The sequence below is a fragment of the Paraburkholderia atlantica genome, from assembly GCF_009362785.1.
GTDB lineage: Bacteria > Pseudomonadota > Gammaproteobacteria > Burkholderiales > Burkholderiaceae > Paraburkholderia > Paraburkholderia atlantica.
In genome coordinates, this window is sequence record NZ_WHNQ01000052.1 from 1 (window position 1) to 21,572 (window position 21,572).

23 protein-coding genes and 3 pseudogenes are annotated in these 21,572 nt (G+C 63.7%); 13 read left to right on the forward strand and 13 right to left on the reverse strand.

Annotated features, from left to right (window positions below; genetic code table 11):
- The 5 genes and pseudogenes from GCT19_RS36510 to GCT19_RS36530 form a co-directional block, all read right to left on the reverse strand.
- A pseudogene (locus GCT19_RS36510) lies at positions 1–241 on the reverse strand (IS6 family transposase); the annotation flags it as partial.
- Positions 242–1,036: 795 nt separating this feature from the next.
- A pseudogene (locus GCT19_RS43820) lies at positions 1,037–2,146 on the reverse strand (recombinase family protein); the annotation flags it as partial.
- Entirely contained in the window at positions 2,136–2,402 is a 267-nt protein-coding gene (locus tag GCT19_RS36520) for a hypothetical protein (protein WP_152854627.1), read from the reverse strand. The pseudogene GCT19_RS43820 and the gene GCT19_RS36520, both read right to left, overlap by 11 nt.
- 31 nt (positions 2,403–2,433) lie before the next feature.
- On the reverse strand, positions 2,434–2,883 hold the full coding sequence (locus GCT19_RS36525; RefSeq protein ID WP_152854628.1) for a helix-turn-helix domain-containing protein: 450 nt from the start codon (positions 2,881–2,883) through the stop codon (positions 2,434–2,436).
- A gap of 175 nt (positions 2,884–3,058) precedes the next feature.
- Positions 3,059–3,328, reverse strand: a complete 270-nt coding sequence (locus GCT19_RS36530; protein WP_321576930.1) for a DUF5372 family protein — start codon at positions 3,326–3,328, stop codon at positions 3,059–3,061.
- Positions 3,329–3,378: 50 nt separating this feature from the next.
- Here GCT19_RS36530 and GCT19_RS36535 point away from each other — a divergent pair.
- Positions 3,379–3,576: pseudogene (locus GCT19_RS36535) on the forward strand (integrase core domain-containing protein); the annotation flags it as partial.
- Between the two features lie 112 nt (positions 3,577–3,688).
- On the opposite strand, the gene sctT reads toward GCT19_RS36535, so the two are convergent.
- The 8 genes from sctT to GCT19_RS36575 form a co-directional block, all read right to left on the reverse strand.
- Positions 3,689–4,567, reverse strand: a complete 879-nt coding sequence (gene sctT / locus GCT19_RS36540; protein ID WP_408582409.1) for a type III secretion system export apparatus subunit SctT — start codon at positions 4,565–4,567, stop codon at positions 3,689–3,691.
- Positions 4,564–5,070 carry a hypothetical protein gene (locus tag GCT19_RS36545; protein ID WP_152854629.1) on the reverse strand — a complete coding sequence of 169 codons (507 nt, stop codon included), beginning with the start codon at positions 5,068–5,070 and terminating at the stop codon, positions 4,564–4,566. Before GCT19_RS36545 ends, sctT begins: the two co-directional genes overlap by 4 nt.
- Positions 5,067–6,428 carry a type III secretion system ATPase SctN gene (sctN, locus tag GCT19_RS36550; RefSeq protein WP_152854630.1) on the reverse strand — a complete coding sequence of 454 codons (1,362 nt, stop codon included), beginning with the start codon at positions 6,426–6,428 and terminating at the stop codon, positions 5,067–5,069. The genes GCT19_RS36545 and sctN overlap by 4 nt, the downstream gene beginning before the upstream one ends.
- Entirely contained in the window at positions 6,425–7,234 is an 810-nt protein-coding gene (gene sctL, locus GCT19_RS36555; RefSeq protein ID WP_152854631.1) for a type III secretion system stator protein SctL, read from the reverse strand. Before sctL ends, sctN begins: the two co-directional genes overlap by 4 nt.
- Complete coding sequence (locus tag GCT19_RS36560; RefSeq protein WP_152854632.1) at positions 7,219–7,962, reverse strand: type III secretion protein HrpB4; 744 nt, start codon at positions 7,960–7,962, stop codon at positions 7,219–7,221. The genes sctL and GCT19_RS36560 overlap by 16 nt, the downstream gene beginning before the upstream one ends.
- A 101-nt stretch (positions 7,963–8,063) precedes the next feature.
- Positions 8,064–8,888 carry a type III secretion system inner membrane ring lipoprotein SctJ gene (gene sctJ, locus GCT19_RS36565; protein ID WP_193727489.1) on the reverse strand — a complete coding sequence of 275 codons (825 nt, stop codon included), beginning with the start codon at positions 8,886–8,888 and terminating at the stop codon, positions 8,064–8,066.
- Positions 8,889–8,949: 61 nt separating this feature from the next.
- Entirely contained in the window at positions 8,950–9,402 is a 453-nt protein-coding gene (locus GCT19_RS36570) for a type III secretion protein HrpB2 (protein ID WP_152854634.1), read from the reverse strand.
- A gap of 32 nt (positions 9,403–9,434) precedes the next feature.
- Entirely contained in the window at positions 9,435–10,028 is a 594-nt protein-coding gene (locus tag GCT19_RS36575; protein ID WP_152854635.1) for an HrpB1 family type III secretion system apparatus protein, read from the reverse strand.
- 252 nt (positions 10,029–10,280) lie between these two features.
- Here GCT19_RS36575 and sctU point away from each other — a divergent pair, with 252 nt between their 5' ends.
- The 12 genes from sctU (at position 10,281) to GCT19_RS36635 (ending at position 21,560) form a co-directional block, all read left to right on the forward strand.
- Positions 10,281–11,387, forward strand: a complete 1,107-nt coding sequence (gene sctU / locus GCT19_RS36580) for a type III secretion system export apparatus subunit SctU (protein ID WP_152854636.1) — start codon at positions 10,281–10,283, stop codon at positions 11,385–11,387.
- Positions 11,381–13,483 carry a type III secretion system export apparatus subunit SctV gene (gene sctV / locus GCT19_RS36585; RefSeq protein ID WP_152854637.1) on the forward strand — a complete coding sequence of 701 codons (2,103 nt, stop codon included), beginning with the start codon at positions 11,381–11,383 and terminating at the stop codon, positions 13,481–13,483. The genes sctU and sctV overlap by 7 nt, the downstream gene beginning before the upstream one ends.
- A 7-nt stretch (positions 13,484–13,490) precedes the next feature.
- Positions 13,491–14,159 (forward strand): type III secretion system protein SctP, encoded by a 669-nt coding sequence (gene sctP / locus GCT19_RS44670; RefSeq protein ID WP_152854638.1) that lies wholly within the window; start codon positions 13,491–13,493, stop codon positions 14,157–14,159.
- A gap of 66 nt (positions 14,160–14,225) precedes the next feature.
- Positions 14,226–15,527, forward strand: a complete 1,302-nt coding sequence (gene sctQ, locus GCT19_RS36595; RefSeq protein WP_193727490.1) for a type III secretion system cytoplasmic ring protein SctQ — start codon at positions 14,226–14,228, stop codon at positions 15,525–15,527.
- Positions 15,514–16,164, forward strand: a complete 651-nt coding sequence (sctR, locus tag GCT19_RS36600; RefSeq protein WP_152854640.1) for a type III secretion system export apparatus subunit SctR — start codon at positions 15,514–15,516, stop codon at positions 16,162–16,164. Before sctQ ends, sctR begins: the two co-directional genes overlap by 14 nt.
- Positions 16,165–16,174: 10 nt before the next feature.
- Entirely contained in the window at positions 16,175–16,438 is a 264-nt protein-coding gene (gene sctS, locus GCT19_RS36605) for a type III secretion system export apparatus subunit SctS (protein WP_152854641.1), read from the forward strand.
- A 54-nt stretch (positions 16,439–16,492) separates the two neighbouring features.
- Positions 16,493–17,671 carry a hypothetical protein gene (locus GCT19_RS36610; protein WP_152854642.1) on the forward strand — a complete coding sequence of 393 codons (1,179 nt, stop codon included), beginning with the start codon at positions 16,493–16,495 and terminating at the stop codon, positions 17,669–17,671.
- Between the two features lie 180 nt (positions 17,672–17,851).
- Positions 17,852–19,165, forward strand: coding sequence for a type III secretion protein (locus GCT19_RS36615; RefSeq protein ID WP_152854643.1), 1,314 nt, complete (start codon positions 17,852–17,854; stop codon positions 19,163–19,165).
- A gap of 43 nt (positions 19,166–19,208) precedes the next feature.
- Positions 19,209–19,454, forward strand: a complete 246-nt coding sequence (locus GCT19_RS36620; protein ID WP_152854644.1) for a type III secretion protein — start codon at positions 19,209–19,211, stop codon at positions 19,452–19,454.
- A gap of 48 nt (positions 19,455–19,502) precedes the next feature.
- On the forward strand, positions 19,503–19,958 hold the full coding sequence (locus GCT19_RS36625) for a CesT family type III secretion system chaperone (RefSeq protein ID WP_321576929.1): 456 nt from the start codon (positions 19,503–19,505) through the stop codon (positions 19,956–19,958).
- Entirely contained in the window at positions 19,958–20,866 is a 909-nt protein-coding gene (locus tag GCT19_RS36630) for a phosphotransferase family protein (RefSeq protein ID WP_227749431.1), read from the forward strand. Before GCT19_RS36625 ends, GCT19_RS36630 begins: the two co-directional genes overlap by 1 nt.
- Positions 20,787–21,560, forward strand: coding sequence for a class I SAM-dependent methyltransferase (locus GCT19_RS36635; protein WP_227749426.1), 774 nt, complete (start codon positions 20,787–20,789; stop codon positions 21,558–21,560). Before GCT19_RS36630 ends, GCT19_RS36635 begins: the two co-directional genes overlap by 80 nt.
- The last annotated feature ends 12 nt before the right edge of the window (positions 21,561–21,572 follow it).

Genomic DNA, 21,572 nt, shown 5'->3' on the forward strand with positions numbered 1-21,572 from the left:
TGTGCTTGCGGAAGCGCCTTTCGAAGAGCGGCAGCAGCTTGATGACCCAGCGGTGCACCGTCGAATGATCCACCGCGATACCACGCTCGTCCATCATTTCCGCAAGGTTGCGCAAACTCAGCGAATAGGCCACGTACCATCGCACGCACAGCAAAATCACTTCAAGCGGGTAGTGAAGGCGCTTCAGGACCTTGGCTAAGCCCGGCGCGAGTGTGGTTCGCGGTGTCTTCGTCTTCTTCATCGCACAGCTCAAAAATTCGCTACCCAATTTTAACGTGGGCCTTACTGCAACAGAACCCAATCGGTCAAACCGGCTCTTCAAGGCGTAAGTCTGGCGGATGAGGATGACCTTCTTCATGGTGAAGGACTCTCCACGCCAATTCCGATGGTCAAGTTCGTTCAGTCGTGCTGCGATCTGCCGGTCCGTCGAAGTCTCCAACAACTCGTCGATAAGGGAAACAACTTCGGGCCGTGTCTTGCGGACCCTGGACATCGGCTGTGGCCGTTCCACGGCCAGGCTTTGTGTACGTCCGCCGCGCCAACGCACATGGACATCGACCTGCTGACCGACGATGAGCGTCACGTCTTCGATGAGTAGTCCGAGCATGCGCTTGCGCTCGACGGCGCTCGTGTGTTCGTCGTTCCATACGCGAGGGAAGTCGGAAGCCAGCGCCATGATGCGTCGGCGTGCGGGCTCGTCCAGGAGCGTACGGTCGGCCTCACGCTGGCGCTCATGATCACGTTGCAGCGTGTCAAGCTGACGCAGCCGGGCGTTCCAGTCGGCCTCCAACGCGTCAGCCACTAGTCGGTTCTCGGGATCGACCTTCAGGTAGCGCCGGCGGGCAAGTTCGGCTTCGTAACGGGCTCGCTGCAATTGCGACTCGCGCAGTGCTGCGGCTTGTTCTACTCGCTGAGCGATCTCCTGCTGGACAGCGAGCGCGACCTCGATCGCTGCCGGCGCTACCGTCTGTAGTAACAACGCGCTGATCGCCTCATCCACCGGAGCCCCGCGCACCCATTGGCAATGCTTGCCGGCTTCTCGCACTACAGCTTCGTTGCACACGTAATAGGGTTGCAGCCTCCCATGCAGTGGCTCGTAATGGACTCGCATGCGCGCACCACAGCGGCCACACAGCATGCGCCCTTGCAACAGCGCGCTGCCGTGACGCGGCATACGACCGCGCAAGCCCGGCGAGAAGCCACTTGCATTGTGCGCGAGCGCAGTTTGGTTGCGCTCGTACTCGGCCCAGGAGATGTAGCCTTCATGTGCATCTGGAATGAGTACCTGCCAGTCGGACTGCTGCACACGCAATTGCACCGTCTTGAGCCTGGCATTGTAGGCGGTACGGGTGCGCCCATAGGCAAACGCACCTGCGTATCGCGGGTTGTGCAGAATCTGTAGTACGCGCGAGTGATCGATTGCGCTCCATAGTACGTCACCCTTGCCGATGCCGCGACGGACGCGCCTGGGGAAGAGGATCTTCTGCCCCCGCAGGCGGCGTACTACCGCGCACGCGGAACCTGTCTCGCGAAACGTATCAAACAGCAGCCGCACGGTGCCCTGGATCTGCCGGTCTGGATCGAGCACCACCCGACCGTTGACCGTGTAGGTCAGCCCGATGGGGAGAGGCATCTCGAGTTCGCCGCGCCGTGCCTTGTTGAGAATGCCACCTTGCAGGCGTGACTTGAGGATGTGCAACTCGGCCTCGCTCATCGTGCCTTTCAGGCCGAGCAGCAGGCGGTCGTTGAAGTGTGCCGGGTCGTAGATGCCATCCTCGTCGAGAATGAGCGTGTGAGAGAGTGCCGCCAGTTCGATGAGACGGTGCCAATCAGCATTGTTGCGCGCCAGCCGCGATACTTCGAGCCCGAGCACGATTCCGGCATGACCCATCGCCACCTCAGTCACGAGGTGCTGGAAGCCATCGCGGTCTTGCGACTGTGCGCCTGAGATCCCGAGGTCACTGTCGATAACGTGGACTCGCTCCATTGGCCAACCTAAAGCCACCGCGCGATCACGCAACGCGTACTGTCGCTTGGTGCTCTCGGTGTTCTCGAACACCTGTCGCAGCGACGACTGTCTTACGTAGAGAAAGGCGTCGCGCCGCAAATGGTCGGCGCAGACCTTCATAGCGACGTCAGTAGGCATGGCGCACCTGTGATTCAGCTGCCAGCACCATATTGGCGAGCAGGCGCACGAGCTGGCGATCGTGCGCCGCCGAAGGCAGCGCGGTTGGCGCCGGCTGCCCCTTCACCGTGGGCGCGGTGCGGGTCGTGGCCAACACGACAAGCCCGCGCCACATGCCGTGGAAGACGATCGCGCCCGTGCCATCCATGCCCCGGCGCTCACAAGGCGCTGCGACGCGCAAGCCTTCGTAGAGCTCAAGCGCATCGCCAGGCAACATTGCCTCACCGGCATCGACGCGAACACATGACTCATCGTTTTTTTTTACGCGCCATCGCGCGTTCGATACTCCGTGGGTGGACGCTGACGCCGAGATTGGTCTGCACCAGCGCAGCCAGTACATGCGCTTGCAGCGGACTGCCAGCGTGTCGGTGCTGCTCGATGAATCGCATAACTTCGTCGGTGACCTTGTGTGCTGACTTCGGACCGCGTGCGCGGGGTAACAGACCGGCGAGGCCTTCACGCTCGAAGGCAGCTTCAGCCTGGTAGTACGTCGGCCGCGACAAGCCAAACAAGGCCGCTGCCTCGGCCTTGTTGACGCCGTCCTGACGGGCGTGGCGAAGCATCTCGTACTTCACCTGCACGAGATCGTTGGGATCGAAGAACGGCGAGTTCTGGAACCACGGCGCGCGCACGGCTTCGGGCCTTGGGTTCAGCACGCCGAGCTGGCGCAGGCGATCAAGCTTGGTGTTCTTGGACATCGTGGTTCATCGACTTGAATGTGTAAACAAAAATATGCCGCAAATGATAACGTGTCAAGGCAAAATCGCCATTTGATCGACGCTAGAATTCGACAATCTTCCGTATATACGCGAGACGTGGTGCGCACACAACCGGAACATTGCGGCGAAATTCTCCTAACACATGCGGCATAGTTTACTTTACGCGCGCGCGGCGATGGCGGCCCCTGATCTCGTCAATTAAGACCACAAGATCCGCGAGATCATCGGGGCGCAGGAATGACTTGCCGGCAGCGACCTGAGCGAACACGTCCCGCTCGTCGACATTCGTCCACGACGCAAGCAAAGAGCGCAGCCGCCCATGTGGGTCATAAAACATCACACGGTCCTCGCCCCAGTTCTGCTTGCGGGTCGCTAGCACAAAGCGCCTGCCTCGCCATGGATGGAACGGGTGGGTGACCTCGATCTCTACACGCGCTTGAGCGCCTGTACGATCTGCATTCGTGGACTTACGGGAACGGCATGGCCGAGAGCTTCGTGAAGACGATGAAGCGCGACTACGTGGCCTTCATGCCCAAGCCAGATGCAGCGACCGCTGTTCGCAATCTGGCCGTCGCGTTCGAGCATTACAACGAGAAGCACCCGCATAGCGCGCTGAAATATCGCTCGCCACGCGAGTTCCGACGTAGGACCGATTCATCAACCTTAGTGTGAGGCGGTGTCCGGAAGTACGGGGGCAAATCCAGTGCGACAGATCCCTATTTGGTGCACTCGTCAGTATAAAAATCGAGACTCTCAAATCTGACTTCCTATGACGATTTGAGGACTATTGAGTTTTCGTTACCGGATTTGTCACGGCCGGCGGCCGCGCGCCCGACGCCGCGTCAGGTTTGCCAGCGCCTGCCTTCTGCGAAAGCGCCTGCATTCTGACCGAGAAGTCCCGCAGGGTGAGCTGGCCCTTGACCTGATCCACGAAGAGGCCAACGAAGAGCGCCAGCATCAGCACGGTCATCGCTCCCTTGACGGACTGGCTCAAGGTCATCAGGTCAAGCTTAGCCGCCGATTTGGCTGCGAAGGCGAAGGCGAAATCGATCAGCAGCAGGATCAGCATCATTGGCGCGGCGAGCTTGGCGATCAATTGCATGAGCGTGTCGGTTTCGCGCATGGTGAACGCTTCAATGATGTTCGAGACGTTGGGCGACGCTGCCGAAACCGGCCACCAGTTATACGACTCATACACCGTTCCGAGGAGAAAGGTCATGCCGCCGAACGCCCAGAACGCGGTGATCGCAACCTGGCCGAGCAGCGTGGCCGTTGGAGTGCATGTTTCGGGCCGCGTGGGGTTGCTGATCTGCACGTTGTTGTAACCGGTCAGGTCATCAATATAAGTGCCTGCGCCTTCTGCGACCCAGAACACTACGGACGCAGCGAAGCCGATCACCATGCCGATAAGCGTTTCGCGCATTCCCACTTCGACCAGCAGCGCGCCATGCAGCGTACCAATGAATTCGCGCGGCTGGCCATACGCAACGTAAGTGCTGAACAGTACGACAAGTGCGGTCCGGACGAGGCCTTGCAGCACGATGTCGCCAGTTGGCGGAAAGATATAGAAGGTGACAAACAGGCGCAGCGCACACAGCCCTGTCAAGATCAGATAGCCGTGGATCAGTTCGACGAATGGCGGCAGCGCTGCAATTGAATTCACGCGGCCACGCTTCGCGCGCGCAGCATGCGGCCAACGGCATTCTCCTGCGCCTCGTCGTCGTCGGCATCGCTTGCCGTGTTGTCGATCTCGCGCTGTATGCGACTCGCACGGTCCTTGACCAGATCGATACGTATGCGGTTGCCCGCGATCTGCTGGCGAGTCCGGGCAATTGCGGCGTCGCATTGCGCCAGTTCTGCCTGCTGCCGTTCGAGAGCGGACAGGTTCATATGATGGAGCTCGGCCACGCGCTCCAGGTAACGCCGCGCTTCATTGAGCGCTTCGATAGAAAACACCCGGGTTCCGCCCATGAGCGCATCCAGGCGTTCGTTGCGTTCGAGCAGCGCCGCGGCGCTGCTGTCGGCCTGACGCTGGCATGCGGCACACAGCGCGACTTGCTGCGCCTGTCCCTCGCGCTGCTGCTGGAGCGTGCCCCGCAACACGTCGTCCAGGCGCTGGCGGCGACGCGCGGAAAGTTCGAGCGCCACGATGCGGCGATCGCTCATAGCGCTGGTGCGCCGAGTTCGGCGAGGCTGGCGCGGGTGCGCTCAAGCGGTGTGAATTCATCGGTGCCTTGCGTGAGAAAAGCTTCCAGCGCGGCGCGCTTGGCAATCGCTTCATCGGCGACAGGATTGTTGCCCGCCTGGTATTCGCCGATCTGCAGCAGCATCTCGACCTCGCGATACTTCGCCAGCATTTCGCGCACGCGGCCGGCCGCTTGCAGCGTGTGTGCGGGCACCACGCGCGGCATCACCCGCGAGAGACTGCCCAGCACGTCGATGGCGGGATAACGGTTCTTCATCGCGATCTCACGCGAGAGGATCATGTGGCCATCGAGAATGCCGCGGACTTCCTCGGCCACCGGATCGGTCCCGCTCTCGTCCTCGGCAAGTACGGTGTAAAGCGCCGTGATCGAGCCTGACTGCTCTCCCGCGCCCATCCCGGCGCGTTCCAGCAGGCGCGGCAATTCAGCGAAGATCGAAGGGGGAAAACCGCGCCGTGCGGGCGGCTCGCCGGCGGCCAGGCCGATCTCGCGGCCCGCGCGAGCAAATCGGGTAAGCGAGTCCATCATCAGCAGGACCCGCTGGCCCCGGTCGCGAAAATATTCGGCAACTGCAGTTGCAACATACGCAGCCTTCATGCGCTCCATGGAAGACCGGTCCGAGGTCGAGCACACGACCACGGAGCGGGTCATGCCGTCCGTCCCCAGAATCTCCTCGACGAATTCGCGGACTTCACGTCCGCGTTCGCCAATCAGCGCGATCACGTTGATATCGCACTCGGCGCCGCGCGCGAACATGCCAAGCAAGGTGCTCTTGCCCACGCCCGCGGGTGCGAAGATGCCTACGCGCTGGCCCTCCGCCAGCGTCATCAGGCCATCCACCAGGCGCACGCCGGTGGCAAGAGGCTGCGTAATCGGGCGGCGGCCCATGGCAGGCGGCGGCGTACCGAACACGGGGCGCGTGGCGCTGGTTTCGATCGGCGGACCGCCATCGAGCGGCTCGCCCAGGATGTCGATCACGCGGCCGAGCAGCGCGTCGCCTACGCCGACTTCCATCGGCTGGCCGAGGCCGAACACCTGGGTCGAGCGCGAAATACCGGAAAGCCGCGAGAATGGAGAGAGTAGCGCGAGATCGCGCGTGAAGCCGACAACTTCCGCGTGCTGCACCTGCCCGTCAGCCTGGTTGCGCAGCTCGCATAACTCGCCGAGCGATACGTCAAGCCCCGATACCTTGATCAGCGTGCCGACCACCTCGACCACCTTGCCTGTTCGCACGATGCCCGACACCTCGAGCAGCTCACGCTCGATTTCGTCGGTGAAAAGGCTGAAGTCCGCTTCGGGAGGAAGCCAGGGCTGGTTCATGTGCTGTGCACCTCGCTGGTCTGGTCGCTCGGCGCATCCCCCTCTTCCTGCGCGCCGGAGCTGTGTTGCTCCACGTCCAGGACGGCGCGCTTGAGCGCCCGCGACACGGCATTGCGCATTGCACGCAGCTGCGTTTCGAGACTGGCGTCGACCGTGCCGAAATCCGATTCTGCGATGCAACTGCCCGGCGCAAGCCGCCGGTCCGCCGCGACAGACAGCGGAAACGCCTGCCCTATTTCCCGCCAACGCACGGCCAACCGGTCAAAAGCGATGCGGGCGTGATCTTGGTCGTCTGGATGCACGGCGATGTTCAGATAAGTCGCGCCGCCTGCGATACGGTCGACTTCCGAAAGCGCGCGTTCAAACAACAGGCCGCGCTGCTCGACCCTCACCACCCTTTCGACAGCAACCGACACCACGGCTGCCAGGCGCTCGCGCATGCGTCCGAGCAACCGCGCATGTGCGTCGCCTTCTTGCGCGGCGCGCTCGAACCAGTCCGCGAGCGCGCGCTGCTCGCCTTCGCGATAGCCTTCCGCCGCTGCGGTCTCGCGCTCGAGGCGGGCATGTTCGACCAACCCGGCCGCCTCCGCACGGCCCGCATCGACAAACCTTGCTGCTTCCTCTCGCGCCGCAGCCAGCACTGCCTCGCGTTCGTTGCGCAGCGCCCGGAAGCCTTCGTCGAGCGCGACCAGCGCGCCGAATTCCGCTGCGCCCATGATCTCCGCTGCAGCGCCCACGCGCGTGCTGCCCGGATCATCAGCGGCGCCGTTCTGCAATTGACGGATGTTTCTCAACCAAATAGCCATGCCCACTCCGGTAGCAGTTCCGGCAGCCGCGCGAATAGCCGCGCGGTACCCGGTGAATCGATCTCATGCGGCATGCCCGCAATCCATGCGGGCGGATGCAGCATGCGCGGCAACGCCAAGCCCAGCAGCGGACAGGGGGACGCCTGCATTTCGAGGTCGCGCTGCATCAGGATCAGGCCTTCGAGCGAAAGTGCATCTGCGTCCAGATCGCCCAGCGGCATGATCCCCGCCCGCATGCCAAGACGTGCAATATCCGGCGCCTCGGCAAGATGCGCGTCGTGGCATAGCGAATCGACTGAGCACCCGGCCCACGCGGAGAGTCGTTCACGCGAGCGCCGGTCGATCAGACGGCGCACTTCCGAGCGCCGGAACGACAGCGCGCGCATGCGCAGCACCTGCAGTCCGGTGACGGCAGGAACCACGTCGATCAGCGAGGGATTGGGGCTCGCGCCTTGCGGCCGTGGACGCAAGGCCGGCTGCGAGAGCGTTTCGATAGACGGCGCGGCCACGCCCGCGCTTGCGCACAAAGCAAGCGACACACGCTCCACGGCAGCAGGCGACGACTGTGCAAGCGCGCGGTTCCAGTCGGCGAGCTGCGCCGCGTCAAGCGCGAGCAGGAACAGTGTCCAGGACGGATGCATCCAGCGCGCGGCTTCGCCAGCGTTGGCGCGATAAGTGCGCAGCGCTGCCGCCGCGCGTATGAAAGGTTGGTCGAGCCGCGCGCTCATAGTCGCGTCACTCCTAGTTTGCAGTCGGGTTTGCAAATGCGGCGCACACGCGCTGGCGAGGTATCGTGCCGGTTGTCATTGCAGACGGCATCCGGCCGCGCTCACCCCGCCGGCCGCGCAGGTACGCGCCCCAGAATCCGACGCACGCGCGCGGCCAGACTGCTGCCCGCGCCCTTCTCTGCGTCCATCCCAGGCTCGCTGCCTGACTGCACGCTGCACCGCGCCACCACCAGCAACGCGAGCGCAACCACGAGACAACCGCCCACGATAGCCGCAATCACCCATGCCGGCGTGCCGGAAGCGCTTTTGATGCGGGCCACGTCGACCGGCTCGGCTGCGACCGCGGTCACGCTGACTTTGTCGTAATCCAGGCCTTCCACGCTATGCATAACCAGTGTCTTGATCTGCGGTACCAGCGCGCCGACATCCGCGTCCGACCGGTATTTGATGAACACCGCCGCCGACGACGGCTTGATGATTTGCGCGAGCGGATCGTTGTTCGGAAGCACGATCTGTACGCGTGCGACCAGCACACCGTCCATTTTCGATAACGTCGACGATAGCTCCTGCGACATGCCATAGATGAACCGCACGCGCTCCTCGGTCGGCGTGGACACCAAGCCGTCCTTCCTGAACAACTCGCCGAGGTTGTCGTAACGGCTGCGCGGCAAGCCAGCCGCGCGCAGCACCTGCAGGGCCTGCATCAGCTGGCTGTCATCCACTTGCAGCGACCAGGTCTTGCCGCTATCTGGCGTCTCCTTGCCCGCATCCACTCCATGCTCCAGCAGCGCTACGACCATCTCGTTGGCATCCTGCTCGGCCAGCTTGCCGTACAACTCCATCTTGCAGCCGCCGAGAAGCATGCAGAGCGCAACTGCGCACAACAGCCATCTGCTTACGGGGCGCAGCGAGCTTTGCTCCACCATGTGCATTCCCTGCCTTTTTCTGAGTGACGATCCAATCAGCCGTTGCAAGCTGGGTGCAGAATTACTGGTTCTTCATCAGTGTCTCGATTGCCGACTTGGTCGACTGGACCACGCCCATCTTCGCCTGCAAATCAAGCTGCTCGGCCGACATATTCAGCATCAGCGTAGTGGCGCTCGCCGATAGTTGCTGCATCGACATTATTGGCACCGCCTGGACGAGCGCCTGGGCGTCGAGAGGAATGCGCTGCAGTTCGGCATCCTGGGTGGCCAAGACCTTCGCGGCGGTCTGCATGCCGCTGGGCGTGCTCGCGACCGGCGCTTCAAGGTGCGCACCCTGCATCATCGACTCGAAGCGGCTGGCCAGCTCCGTCGGCGTCGTGCCGCCTGTGCTTCCGCCCTGCGCGAGCGAATCGAGTGCGGCCCGCATTTGCAGGGCTTCAATACTGATACTCATGGGTATCTCCTGACACATTGCCATCGCGTTGGCGCGGCGTTCACATGAAACGATCTTCAAACCTGCACCAGACGATGCTCGGCGTCTCGCTTTCACGCGCGGATAGCCCTAGTAGGCGCGCCTTCGGCCGTCGCGCCTGTTTGCGGGCCGCCGCCTGCGCTATCCGGCGTGACCCGTGCATCCGATGGCGCTCGCGCCATCTCGATCATTGCCGCAACCGAATCGGGCATGACAAACTTGCCGCTCAATCGAGCGGCCCGGTGCGCGGACATCAGGTCGTGCCGGGCAATCAGCGCGCGCACCAGCTTGTCGGCGTACCCGCCCGCCGCGCCACCCTCGATCACTTCGCCCGCGCACTGGCGCCAATGCGGGTCACCCTTTGCGGCAAGGCTGAAAGCAAGCAACGACTTCCCATACAGGAAGCCCGGCGCGCGCGTCACGACCTGGTGAAGGATATGGATCGCATCGTCCCAATTGCCATTTACGATGTGCAGGATGCCGTCCAGCGCATCGACTTCGGCGACATCGGGGCGCAACACATGCAGCGCATCGAGCACGAGCCCAACGTCTTCACGATCCACCGAAGGCCTCGGAAACGTTTCGAACAGCGCCACACAGATCGTTTCGATCAATCCGCCGACAATCTCGGCACTGCAGTTCAGGTATTCCGGTTTGGTGGCGTTCACGGTGACTCCCTGATGAGTTTAGACGGCTACCAAAGACAATAGCAACCGGATACACCGCCTTGCAGCACCGACGCGAAGCAAAGGCGGCGCACCCGAAGAGCCCGGCGTGCTTCGCCTCGCACGCGCTCGTTTCGCCTGCATACCGGCCGGCGCAGGCCGGGCGCGGTAAAGTCTGTCACGCTTTCGGCCCATCGCGGCTACGCGCCGACCATATCTGTCCCGGCATCCTCCCGCCGTTCATCGAGCCGTTTCATGAGCCAGACCGACGAAAAGACTGAAAAGCCCACTCGTAAGAAGCTCACGGACGCGCGCAACGAAGGGCAGGCCTCACATAGCGCGGAGCTGGTTTCGGCCGTTAGCATGGCAGCGGTGGTCCTGCTGCTCGCAGCGGGCGCAAGCCATCTCAACGACGCGTTTCGCGGCTTGATCGCGCTCGCGACCGGCTTCGTCGATGCCGATCATTCGGAGACCAATCTTTACGCACAGTTGTTCAAGCTCGGCCGCGCGGCGCTGGTCGTGATCATTCCCTGCGTGTGCGCGGCAGCGCTCGCGGCGATCCTCGCCTGCGGCGCGCAGGTCGGCTTCAAGATAGCGATGAAACCCGTGACGCCCAACCTGACTGCCGTCCATCCAATGACCGGCCTCAAGCGTATCTTCTCCGTCAAGACCGTGATCGACATGGCGAAGATGATCATCAAGGCTGCGCTCATGGGGGCAGTCATGTATGTCACCATCAAGTGGCTGTTCCCGCTGATCGTGGGATCGCTATACCGGCCATTGCCGGGCCTCGTGCTGATGATGTGGGACATCATGGTGCGCCTGCTGGTCATCGCGACGGCGATCCTGCTTCTCACCGGCGGCGCAGACGTCAAGCTGCAGTCGATGATGTTCATCAACCGGCTGATGATGAGCAAGGACGAAGTCAAGCGCGAGAACAAGCAGAGCGTGGGCGATCCGCGCATCAAGGGCGAACGCCAGCGGATTGCGCGATCGCTGGTGGAGACGGCGGTGCAGGCGCCCGTGTCGCTGGCGAATGTGATGCTCGTGAATCCGACACACTATGCAGTCGCACTGCGCTATGCGCCCGACGAACATCCTTTGCCGCGCGTGATCGCAAAAGGCATGGACGAACAGGCTGCACGGCTGCGCGGCGAGGCGCGTGATGCGGGCGTGCCGATCATCGCCAATCCTCCCGTCGCGCGCGCGCTCTACAAGGTGGGCGTCGACCAGCCTATTCCCGAGGAACTGTTTGAAACCGTGGCGGCGATACTTCGCTGGGTCAATGCCATCGGCGCGCGGCGCGGCGACACCGGAACCGCCCCTTCCCGTTCCGGCGACTCCACGGACCTGCCATGCTGAAAGCGATCAAACTGCCCGCCGGGGGAGAACTCGGTATCGCAGCCATGATCGTCGCGATCATCTCGCTGATGATCCTGCCGTTGCCACCCGCACTGATCGACATCCTGCTCGCAATCAATATTGCGATCAGCGTGACACTGCTCATGATCACGCTTTACGTGCCGAACGTGCTCTCGCTCTCCGCGTTTCCGGCGCTGTTGCTGTTCACCACGCTCTACCGGCTGTCGCTGAACATTGCCTCAACCAAATCGATCCTTCTGCACGCCGAGGCTGGCCAGATCATCGACAGTTTCGGCGAGCTGGTGGTAGGCGGCAACCTGGTGGTCGGGCTGGTGGTGTTTGGCATCATCACGACCGTGCAGTTCATTGTGATAGCGAAGGGTTCCGAACGCGCGGCGGAAGTCGGTGCGCGTTTTTCGCTCGACGCCATGCCGGGCAAGCAAATGAGTATTGATGCCGACTTGCGCGCCAACCTGCTGACCGGCGAACAGGCACGCATGAAGCGCGCGACGCTTGCAATCGAAAGCCAGCTGCACGGCGGCATGGACGGCGCGATGAAGTTCGTCAAGGGCGACGCGATCGCAGGCCTCATCATCACGACCATCAACATTGTCGCGGGGATCGCCGTGGGTGTCGCGTACCACGGCATGAGCGCGGGCGAAGCGGCGAACCGCTTCTCGGTGCTATCGGTGGGCGACGCCATGGTCTCGCAGATTCCTTCACTGCTGCTTTCGGTAGCGGCAGGTGTGATGATCACGAGGGTCTCGGACGAGCGGCGCTCGAAGCCGATTTCGCTGGGCGACGAAATCGGCCGCCAGTTGAGTGCCAGTGTGCGCGCGCTGTACTTCGCGTCGGCGCTGCTGCTTGCGTTCGCCGCTGTCCCGGGTTTTCCCGCCGCGCTGTTCCTGCTGCTCTCGGGAACGCTGGCGTTTTCTGCGTTCCGCCTGAACCGCAAGACGCCGCAGCCTCCGGCCCAGGAGCACGAAGGCCTCAATGCCATGCAACGGTCGGGCTCCAGGACGCAGACGCCTGCAATCCTCACGCGCGCGCCGCAATTCACTTGCGCGCTAGGCGTGCGCATTGCGCCGGACCTGCTCGCGCGGCTGGCCATGCCGTCACTTGACAAGTCGTTCGATCTCGAACGCTGCGCGCTGCAGGAAGAACTCGGCCTGCCCTTTCCCGGCATCACCATGTGGACGCATGGCGCATTGCCCCCGTCCACCTGCGAGATCCTGGTCCACGACGTCCCGCAACTGCGCATTGAACTGCCGCCCGGCAAGGTGATGCTGCCCGAGGCTGCGCACACGCTGCATTTGTCGATGCCCGCAAGCGCACCCGTGGACGCCGGTGCGCTCGCCGCGCTGATGGCGAAAGCGCAAACGCGCGACCCGATCGAACCCAGCGGCGCTCCCACGCACTGGATCGAAGACCGCCAAGTGCCCCCGAAGACCACGGTATGGCGCGCGGAGCAGGTGATCGCACATGCGTCGGTGGCGCTGCTGCGCCGGCATGCTCCGCTCTTCCTCGGCATCCAGGAAGTGCAGTGGATTCTCGATCAGCTCGGCGCCGATTATCCTGGCCTTGTCGCCGAAGTGCAGAAGGGCTTGCCGCTGCAGCGCATCGCCGACGTGCTGCGCCGCCTGCTGGAGGAAAGCGTATCGATCCGCAACGGGCGCACCATCATGGAAAGCCTGATGGTATGGGGCCCGAAGGAAAAAGACACGCTGATGCTCACTGAGTACGTGCGCAGCGACCTGTCGCGCTTCCTTGCGCATCGTGCGACCGCGGGCGGCAAGACACTTTCAGTGGTGTTGTTCGACCTGCAGGTCGAACAACATATCCGGCAGTCGATCAAGCAGACGCCCACCGGAAATTTCCTTGCGCTGCCGCCCGAGGACATGGCTACCCTCACTGAACGCATCAAGGCATTTGTGGGCGAGACGCCGCAAAGCGGCGTGGCGCTCGTCACGTCGATGGATATCCGCCGTTACGTGCGGCGCATGATCGAGCCACGCATCGGCTGGCTCGCGGTGTACTCGTACCAGGAATTGGGCGAGCAGGTCGAGTTCAAGCCGCTCGGCCGCGTCGGCCTCTGAAGTTGCGGTGACCTCGATCCATTCGCGCCGCCTGCGCGTCTTCCCCGTCGACGACCACGCAGACGATGGGGGCGCATGGAGCCAGACCGAGCGCTCTTCGAAGTTCGATTACGCGAGCCTGTTGCGCGGCGGTCCCAGTTTGCATCGGCCGGTCGGACGGGAGCCGCATGCCGTACAACCTGCAGGCGCGCATGGCGGCGGAGCAGGCGACGGCGGCTCGCCGGCTTCGCGCGACGGCATCTGCCTGCTGAGCGCAGGCCTGATGAACACGCGCCTTGACAGCATGGCACGGGCCGCCGATGCCGCCGGCAACGACGGCATCGGACCGCGTGTAGAGCATGCCTCCGAGGCACTGGTTGCCTCTGTGTTCGCGAGCCAGCAACGGGTACTCGACATAGTCGGGACACTGGCACATGAGATCGCAGGATTCGCCAATGACCGCGCCATCGCGACAGCGGGCAACTGGGACGTACGCATGCCGCTCGATGAGACGCTGTTTCCGCACACCACGCTCTACCTCACGCTTTCGCCTTTCGTCATGCAGCTTCGGTTCGACGCGCCGGATCCCGCGACCAGGCAATTACTCTTGGACCACAGTGCAATGCTTGAACGGGAGCTCGATGCAACACTCAGCGCGTGTGGCAACATCAGCGACATCCAGATCACCGTTTGGTAAGCGAGGCTGAAGCCAATGGTCGCTTCGGTGCCGGAACTTGACGATGATTCGCCCCCAAGGCCGCTCGTGCACGCAGCGTTTGTGCATCGGCGCGGGGCCGGGGCAACCGATCTGGCGGCCCGCGCCGCTGGCCCAGCATTGCCCGTTGCCGCGCTCAGGCTCACGCCTGTCAGTCATGAACTGCTGCCCTTCTTACAGTCGCTGTGCGATCTTCGGCTTGCGGATTGCGCCGCGCAAGGCGGCGCGCAGCTAATCGCCATTGATGTACTCGCGGCAGGCGAACAGGCGAGCGTCGGGTCGCGAGCACGCGATCCGGCGGTACTGCGCCTCGCGTTCAGCACGGCGGATAATCCCGCCGCGCGGGCGGAAGCGCTGCTCGAAGTCGACCTTGAACAATATCCCGCGCTGCGTATAGCGCTGGGCGGCAGCATGAGCGCTCCGGCCGCCGCCGCACCGGACGCAGCCGCCTCGCGCACGCGCGACGCGCTCACGCTGGCGGTGGCGGGCTTGCTCGTCGAGCCGCTGCTGACGCGCATGATGGTTCTTGGTTTTGTCGATGCACGTCTTGCCGGTATCTCGCGTGGGAGCCTTGCAAGCCGAGCTTCGGGACCAGTCGTGCAACTCGCTTATGCGCTGGCGGACCCCGCGCGAGGCGCCACCGGCCGCGCGCCGGAACGCTACGAACATCTGCTGTCGCTGCCGCGCGCCGCGCTCACGGTCTTTGACGCCTGTGTCGCGCGCATCTCGCCAGTTCCGTTTTTTTATGACCTGCTACTACCGGGCAGCATTGTGCTCGGCGTCAAGGCGCTGCCAGTCGCCACCCTTCAGGAACTGTCTCCGGGCGACGTCCTGCTGCGCGCCCTCTTTCCTGGATTCGACGCTCAGATCCTCGCCTCGCACGAAACCGCGCCGGATCCCGCTGGCCACGGCGCGCCAGCGCCGCGCGCCGTGGCCGTATGGGGCACGCCGGGGCTCAAGCGCCTGTGCGCCGCCGTGCAATTCGACGGGCCAACGCCCATCCTCGCCAAGGAGCCGTACATGTCAGACAAGCTGGACTCGGCTTTTGTCGATGCAGCCGCCACCGTCAATCAAGCCGATGACCTTATCCGGGTTGGCGAGCTGGAACTGCCCGTGCAATTCGAAATCGATACGGTCGCCATGCCGCTTGCACAACTCTCCACCGTTGGGCCCGGCTACGTGGTCGAGTTTCCCGTGCCGTTTGCCGACGCGCGGCTGCGTCTAGTCGTGCATGGGCGCACGATCGGGTACGGCGAACTGGTCACGGTCGGCGAGCACCTTGGAGTGCGAATCATCCGCATGGCGCACTGCGCCGCGGGGCGTCCGAGGTCCGCCGATGGTCCAGTTTAGCGACATCACCGGGCTGCTGCTGGCAATCGTCGTCATCAGCGTGATCCCGTTCGTGGCGATGGTCGTGACGTCGTACGCCAAGATCGTGGTGGTGCTCGGGCTGCTGCGAAACGCGCTGGGCGTGCAGCAGGTGCCACCCAACATGGTGCTCAACGGTATCGCGATCCTGGTGTCGATCTATGTCATGGCGCCCATTGGCATTGCCGCCAGCAAGCAGCTGCAAAGCCAGTCGATCGCGCCGCAATCCTCGCAGGCGATGATCCAGATCTTCGACGCAACCGAGGAGCCGTTCCGCGCGTTTCTCAAGGCGCACGCGCAGGAACGCGAGAAGCGCTTTTTCGTGCATTCGGCCAACATGGTGTGGCCCAAGCAGGAAGCGCAGGCGCTCAAAGAGGACGACCTGATCGTGCTCGCGCCCGCCTTCACGCTGACTGAACTCACCGAGGCGTTCAAGATCGGCTTCATGCTCTATATCGCGTTTATCGTGGTCGACCTGATTATCGCCAATGTGCTGGTTGCAATGGGGCTGAACCAGATCACGCCGACCAACGTCGCGATCCCCTTCAAGCTGCTGTTGTTCGTGGTGATGGACGGCTGGTCGACGCTCATCCACGGACTCGTAATGAGCTATCGATAGGAAACCCGCCATGCAAATGGACACGCTGATCCAGTACACCATCCAGGGCGTGCTGCTTTGCCTGACCGTGTCGTTGCCGACAGTGGTGGTGGCCGCGCTGGTCGGGCTGGGCGTATCGTTCCTGCAGGCGATCACATCAATACAGGACCAGTCGATCTCGCATGCGGTAAAACTCATCGCGGTCACGGTCACGATTGTCATCGTCGCGCCACTGTCGTGCGCCGCCGTCCTGCATTTCGCCAACCAGATGATGAGCGCGGTGCTGCCGCAATAGCGCGCCGCTTAGAGGAGCACACCGATGATATCGATCGGATCGAAGGATGCCGCAGTGGCCGCCGAAGCGCAACGTCATTCGGAGGCGCAGCGCCTTGATCACTCGCAGGACACGCATAAAGGCATGCGCTTTGCCACACTCCATCACGGCACCAGTTATGCCTATGGCGGCAATTCGCAGCATGCGAGGCAAGTTTGCTCGATCAACACCCGGAATCTAATGCGGCTCCCGTGGCTGCGCTCGGTCAAGCAGCGCCGCCGCCATGGCGAGCATGCAGGCGACGCACAGGAAAGCGCCGGCTCCGAAGGCGGCGTTTTTCATCCGCTTGATGCGGCTGTGGCACGGGGTAAGGACGGCCGTGGCGGCCAGGGCGGCCATTCTCAGCACGAAGGCGGCTCGCAGGAGCTCTGCAAAAAGCTGCATGTCAAGGCCACGGGCGGGTCGATCCGCAAGAGCCGGCGACCGCACGACGGCGGCAAGCATGGCGGCAGTGGTGGTGGAACTGGCGGCGGTGGTGTTGGCAATCAGCAAAAGCGCGACAGTCAGCAAAAGCGCGAGCGCCAGCCGGACCGCGGGCACGATGCGCATCAGTCAGGCGCGGCAAGGGAAACGATAAAGCAGACCGGCTCCGCCTCGCCACTCACTGCCATCGCCGCCTGCTTTGATGCCGCCAGCGACGATCCCCGGCATTCAAGCGCCATGCGAGGCATCTGGGGCCACGGCCTGCTTGATATCGTCGACTGGCTCGCGGCCGATCCGTCCGCGGCCTTTCATGTCGGCATGATCCAGCAAGTCCGGCGCTGGCTTGCGTTCAGGCGCCGCGATGGCGCACAGCCGGTCGCGGGACTCGGACCCTTCGTCGAACTTACGAAACAACGTGCCGCCACGCGCATGGGCGCAGCTTCGGCAGGCAATGCCGTGCACGCCGGCAGTACGCCTGCCGCAGCCACGGCCGGTCCCTGGCCGCGTCGGGTACAGGATGGAGACGCGCCCCGCGCCTGGGGCGAACGGGTTCGCGACGCTCGTTTGCTGGCCCCGCTCATATGGCTCAATGGCGACCGGCCGTCGGCGAACGAATCGCTCGACAAATCGATTGCCCGTGTTGGCATGCAGGAAGCGCTCATCGGCTTGCACGCAATGCGCACGACACACGAGGAACTACAGGCGGATGCGCCGCGATCGGCATCGGCGGCGAGCGGCGCCGGCCCGGGCGTACGAGGCACGCGCCGCTGATAGGCGCAAAGCTTCGCCTGCGCTGTGCGCGCTTCGTATAACCTGGAGTGAGCGCGATCGGGAATCGCCACACTGGCCACTCTCGACAGGCTCCCCCCCCCCGCCCCGCACATGGCCAGTTGGCCCGCGCAAGCCATCCGACGGACCTCGCCGCCACCGAACCGCAACGCAGGACACGCGATGAAACTTCTCCGAATACTGACGGGTATCCATGCAGGCGGGTCGTTGCCGCTCACGCCAGGGCAGCACCGCATTGGCCGGGACGACGACGCGGACATACGCCTCGCCGACTGGCAAGGTCCCGACGCGCATCTTGATGTCGATGAAACGGGCGTCGTTAGCATTTCACTCGATCTGCCCGGCGATGCCGAAGCCGGCGCGGTCCTGCTGATTGACTTCGTGCCGGTCCAGTTCGACGATACCGTGCTGTGTCTCGGCCCTGAAGACACGGCCTGGCCTTCTGACCTGGACCTGCTTTCCACGTTGCTTGCCAGCCCGGTGAAATCGCAACTGGCCTCACTGAGGCACCAGCAGCGGCGCCGCCGTCAGCTAACGGCGGTTGCGGCCTGCGTGCTGCTTGGCGGCGTGATCACCGCAGGCGCGCTCGTGATCACCATGCAGATCAGCGACGCAGCGTTTCCCCCAAGCGCCAACGACCGCATGTTGCGGATATCGCAGGCACTGGCCGAGTCGCACCTTGCCGGATTGCATGCAGCCCCGCTTGGCAATAGCGTGGTGGTGACCGGCATGGTCGCAAGCACCAGCGAGGACACCGCTGTGCGCGCGCTGCTTGCACGCGTTGCGCCGGATGGCGTGGTGCGCAAATACGACGTCGCCCAGGAAGACGTGCGCAGCATCCAGGATTCGCTCGGCGTGGCCGGCGCGCGAGTTTCCTACGCCGACAATGGCCGCTTCCTGATCTCGGGCCACGTGGCCGACAAGGCCCAGCTCGATGCCGCCGTGGCGCGCGTGCGCTCGGATCTCGATTCGAATGTCAAGGCGCTGCTGGTCCAGGCGGACCAGGTTTCGCGGCCGGGTCCGGAATTGGCGGTAGCAAGCTACTCGGAAATGGTTTCATCGGAGGACGTGCGATATGCGGAAACGCCCGATGGCATCAAGCACATATTCGCGGTGGACTTGCCTGGAGCGCTTGCATCCAGCGGTTCTCCCTTCGCGTCCGGCACCGGCGACGCCAATGCCGAAGCCGAAGTCAATGCCGAGCCCGCCGGCGCTTACGCGAATCCGGGCGGCGTGCCGGAGCGAGCACCCGGGCCTACCGGCAATGCTGTGCTGGGCGGCGCGCCGCTCGAACCGGCTGCGCCCGGGCACATAGCCGGCATGGCGGCCGGGAAGGCCGCGCAAGTGGCCCGGGCCGCACGCGCCGACGCCAGCAGCAGTGCGCACATCGTGACACCGGGCACCGCTCAGGGCGTCATGTACACGCCGCTGCCCGCCCCCGCCAGTCTTCCTGCGCGCCATGCGCCGCAACGATGAACGAGCAGCACCCCAGGTACATCGATTTATTGTGGAGACTTACATGTACGAACAGATCGAAGCACACGCTGCCCAGTTCGACAGCCTGCGTGCGTCGCTCGCCACCCCCGGCCTTGCAGACATCGACGGACTGCGCGGCGCGCTGGAGGCGACTGCCCGCGAGATTGGCGAGGCGCAGGGACGCACGGAACTGGACCGCGACAATCTCGCGCGGCTGTACCGGGGATTCATGGCCGCGGCACGCGTGATTGGTCATCTCCAGGAACAACAGGTCGGCGCCGCGCGCTGACCTGCCCGCATGCGGGCAGCCGGTCGCTTCATTTGATGAAATCATGCCGTGAGCAGCGAACGCTACATGCAGATTGTCACCGAACTGTGCGGTGTCGTGGGCTTGCCCGACGTCGACTTCGTGCTGGAAACGCGTTCGATAGAAGTCGAGGGCTTCGATGTGCGGCTCGATTACTTCGACAGCGATCTAGATGCTATGTACGCGAATTTCCACTATGGCACGATGACCGCGGGCCGCACGCTGGTCGTATACCGGCTGATGCTCGAAGCAAACCTGCTGGTCTATGCCCAGGATCAGGCGCAGCTTGGCCTCGATACCGATACGGGTGGCATGGTGCTGGTGCTGCGCCTGCCGTTCCAAGAGAACTTGTCCGGTTCGATGCTAGCCGACCTGCTATCCCACTACGCCGAGCATGGCCGCTACTGGCGGAAAAACATTCTGGAGTCCAGCGATGAAATGTTCGAAGGCATTGCGTCGGGCGAATACTACTGGCTGCGCGCATGATGCCGGATGTTGAAATTAGTCCGGGCACTCTGCTCGGCACAGGCTGCAGCTCCGACGTCTTCGATCAGGGCGATGGCTGGGTTCTCAAGCTGTTTCATCCGCAGTGCCCGCAAGAGTACGTGCAAACCGAGGCGATTCTTGCGCGGGCGGTGTATGCGGCGGCCGAAGCGAGCGGGGCATTTCGTGTCCCCGCCGTCGGCGCGTTGCTGCCGGCGGCGCTGCACGGACGCAACGGTATTCTTTATGCGAAAGCGGCAGGCACGGCGTTGCCGGTAGCATTGCGCGGCGCGACGCCAAGGCATGTCGGCGAACGGCTGGCGGATCTGCATCGTGCTATACATGTCCTTGGCGCGACCACGCACCCCGCGCTCGCCGCGCTGCCGCTGCAGCAGATGCGGCTCGGTCTAGCCATCCAGCAGGCTCCGGGACTGAGCGACATGCAGCGGGATGCGCTGCGCGCCCTGCTTGAAATGCTCACGGCGCGATGCCGCGACAACCGCCTGTGCCACGGCGACTTCCATCCGTTCAACGTGTTGCAGGACACGGGCGGCGGCGCGACTCTCATCGACTGGATGACGGCAGAGATGGGCGACCCGCTCTGCGATGTCGCGCGCTCGATCGTCCGCCTGCGCTTCGCCCCGGCGCCGGGCGCCATTAGCGTGGCACCCGCCGAGAACGTCATGAGGCGCCTCTTGGCAGATGCCTATCTGCAGCGCTATTCAGAAGCACTCGACACGCCGGACGCCCGCGAGCGAGTCGGGCGCTGGCTGCCGCTTGCGATCGCGGCGCGGCTTGCCGACGGCATCGGAGCAAACGAAAGCGCGACGCTTGGCGAATGGCTCGCCGGCCGGCTCGGGTGCTCGCCTGAAGAAGATCGCGAGCCTGCGCACGTCGCTCACCTTGATTAACGATATCCGGCACGTTGCTGCCGATGGAGCGCTCATGTCGAATGCAAAGGAACATGCCCGGTACTATGCCGCACGCGCCCCGGGATACGACGCCTCCGTGGGGTATGGCACCGTGCTGGTCGAAGCCGGTCTGGCGCCGCTCAAGCAGCATCTGGTCAACGCGCTAAGTGGCCTGGATGTGCTCGAAATTGCGTGCGGCACTGGCTACTGGACCCACGCAATCTCGGGCGCGGCGCGCTCGCTATATGCTGTGGATTACGACGCAGCGTCGCTTGAGCTTGCCCGGCGGCGGCTTGCCCGCGAAGATCACGTCCGTTTTCAGCGCGCGGACGCATATCGGCTCGACGAAGTACCCGCCCGGTTCGAAGGCGCGTTCGGCATGTTCTGGTGGTCGCACATGCCGCGGGCGCGTATCGGCAGTTTCCTCGATGTGCTGCACGCGCGAATGCTGCCCGGTTCACCCGTAGTGTTCGCCGACCAGATGCCCTACCGACACACTGGCTCAAGGCGTTTTGATGAACACGGTGACCTGATCGAAGAGCGCTTGCTCGAGGATGGCACGCGCTTCGAGGTTGTCAAGAATTTTCCGGACGAGCAGGAGGTGGGTCAGCTATTGAGCGGGCGGGCGCGTGAAATCAGCTATATAGCCGATCCGGACCGCAGGTGGTGGCTGGTACGCTACAGGACGGCATGATTGCGGGCGGCG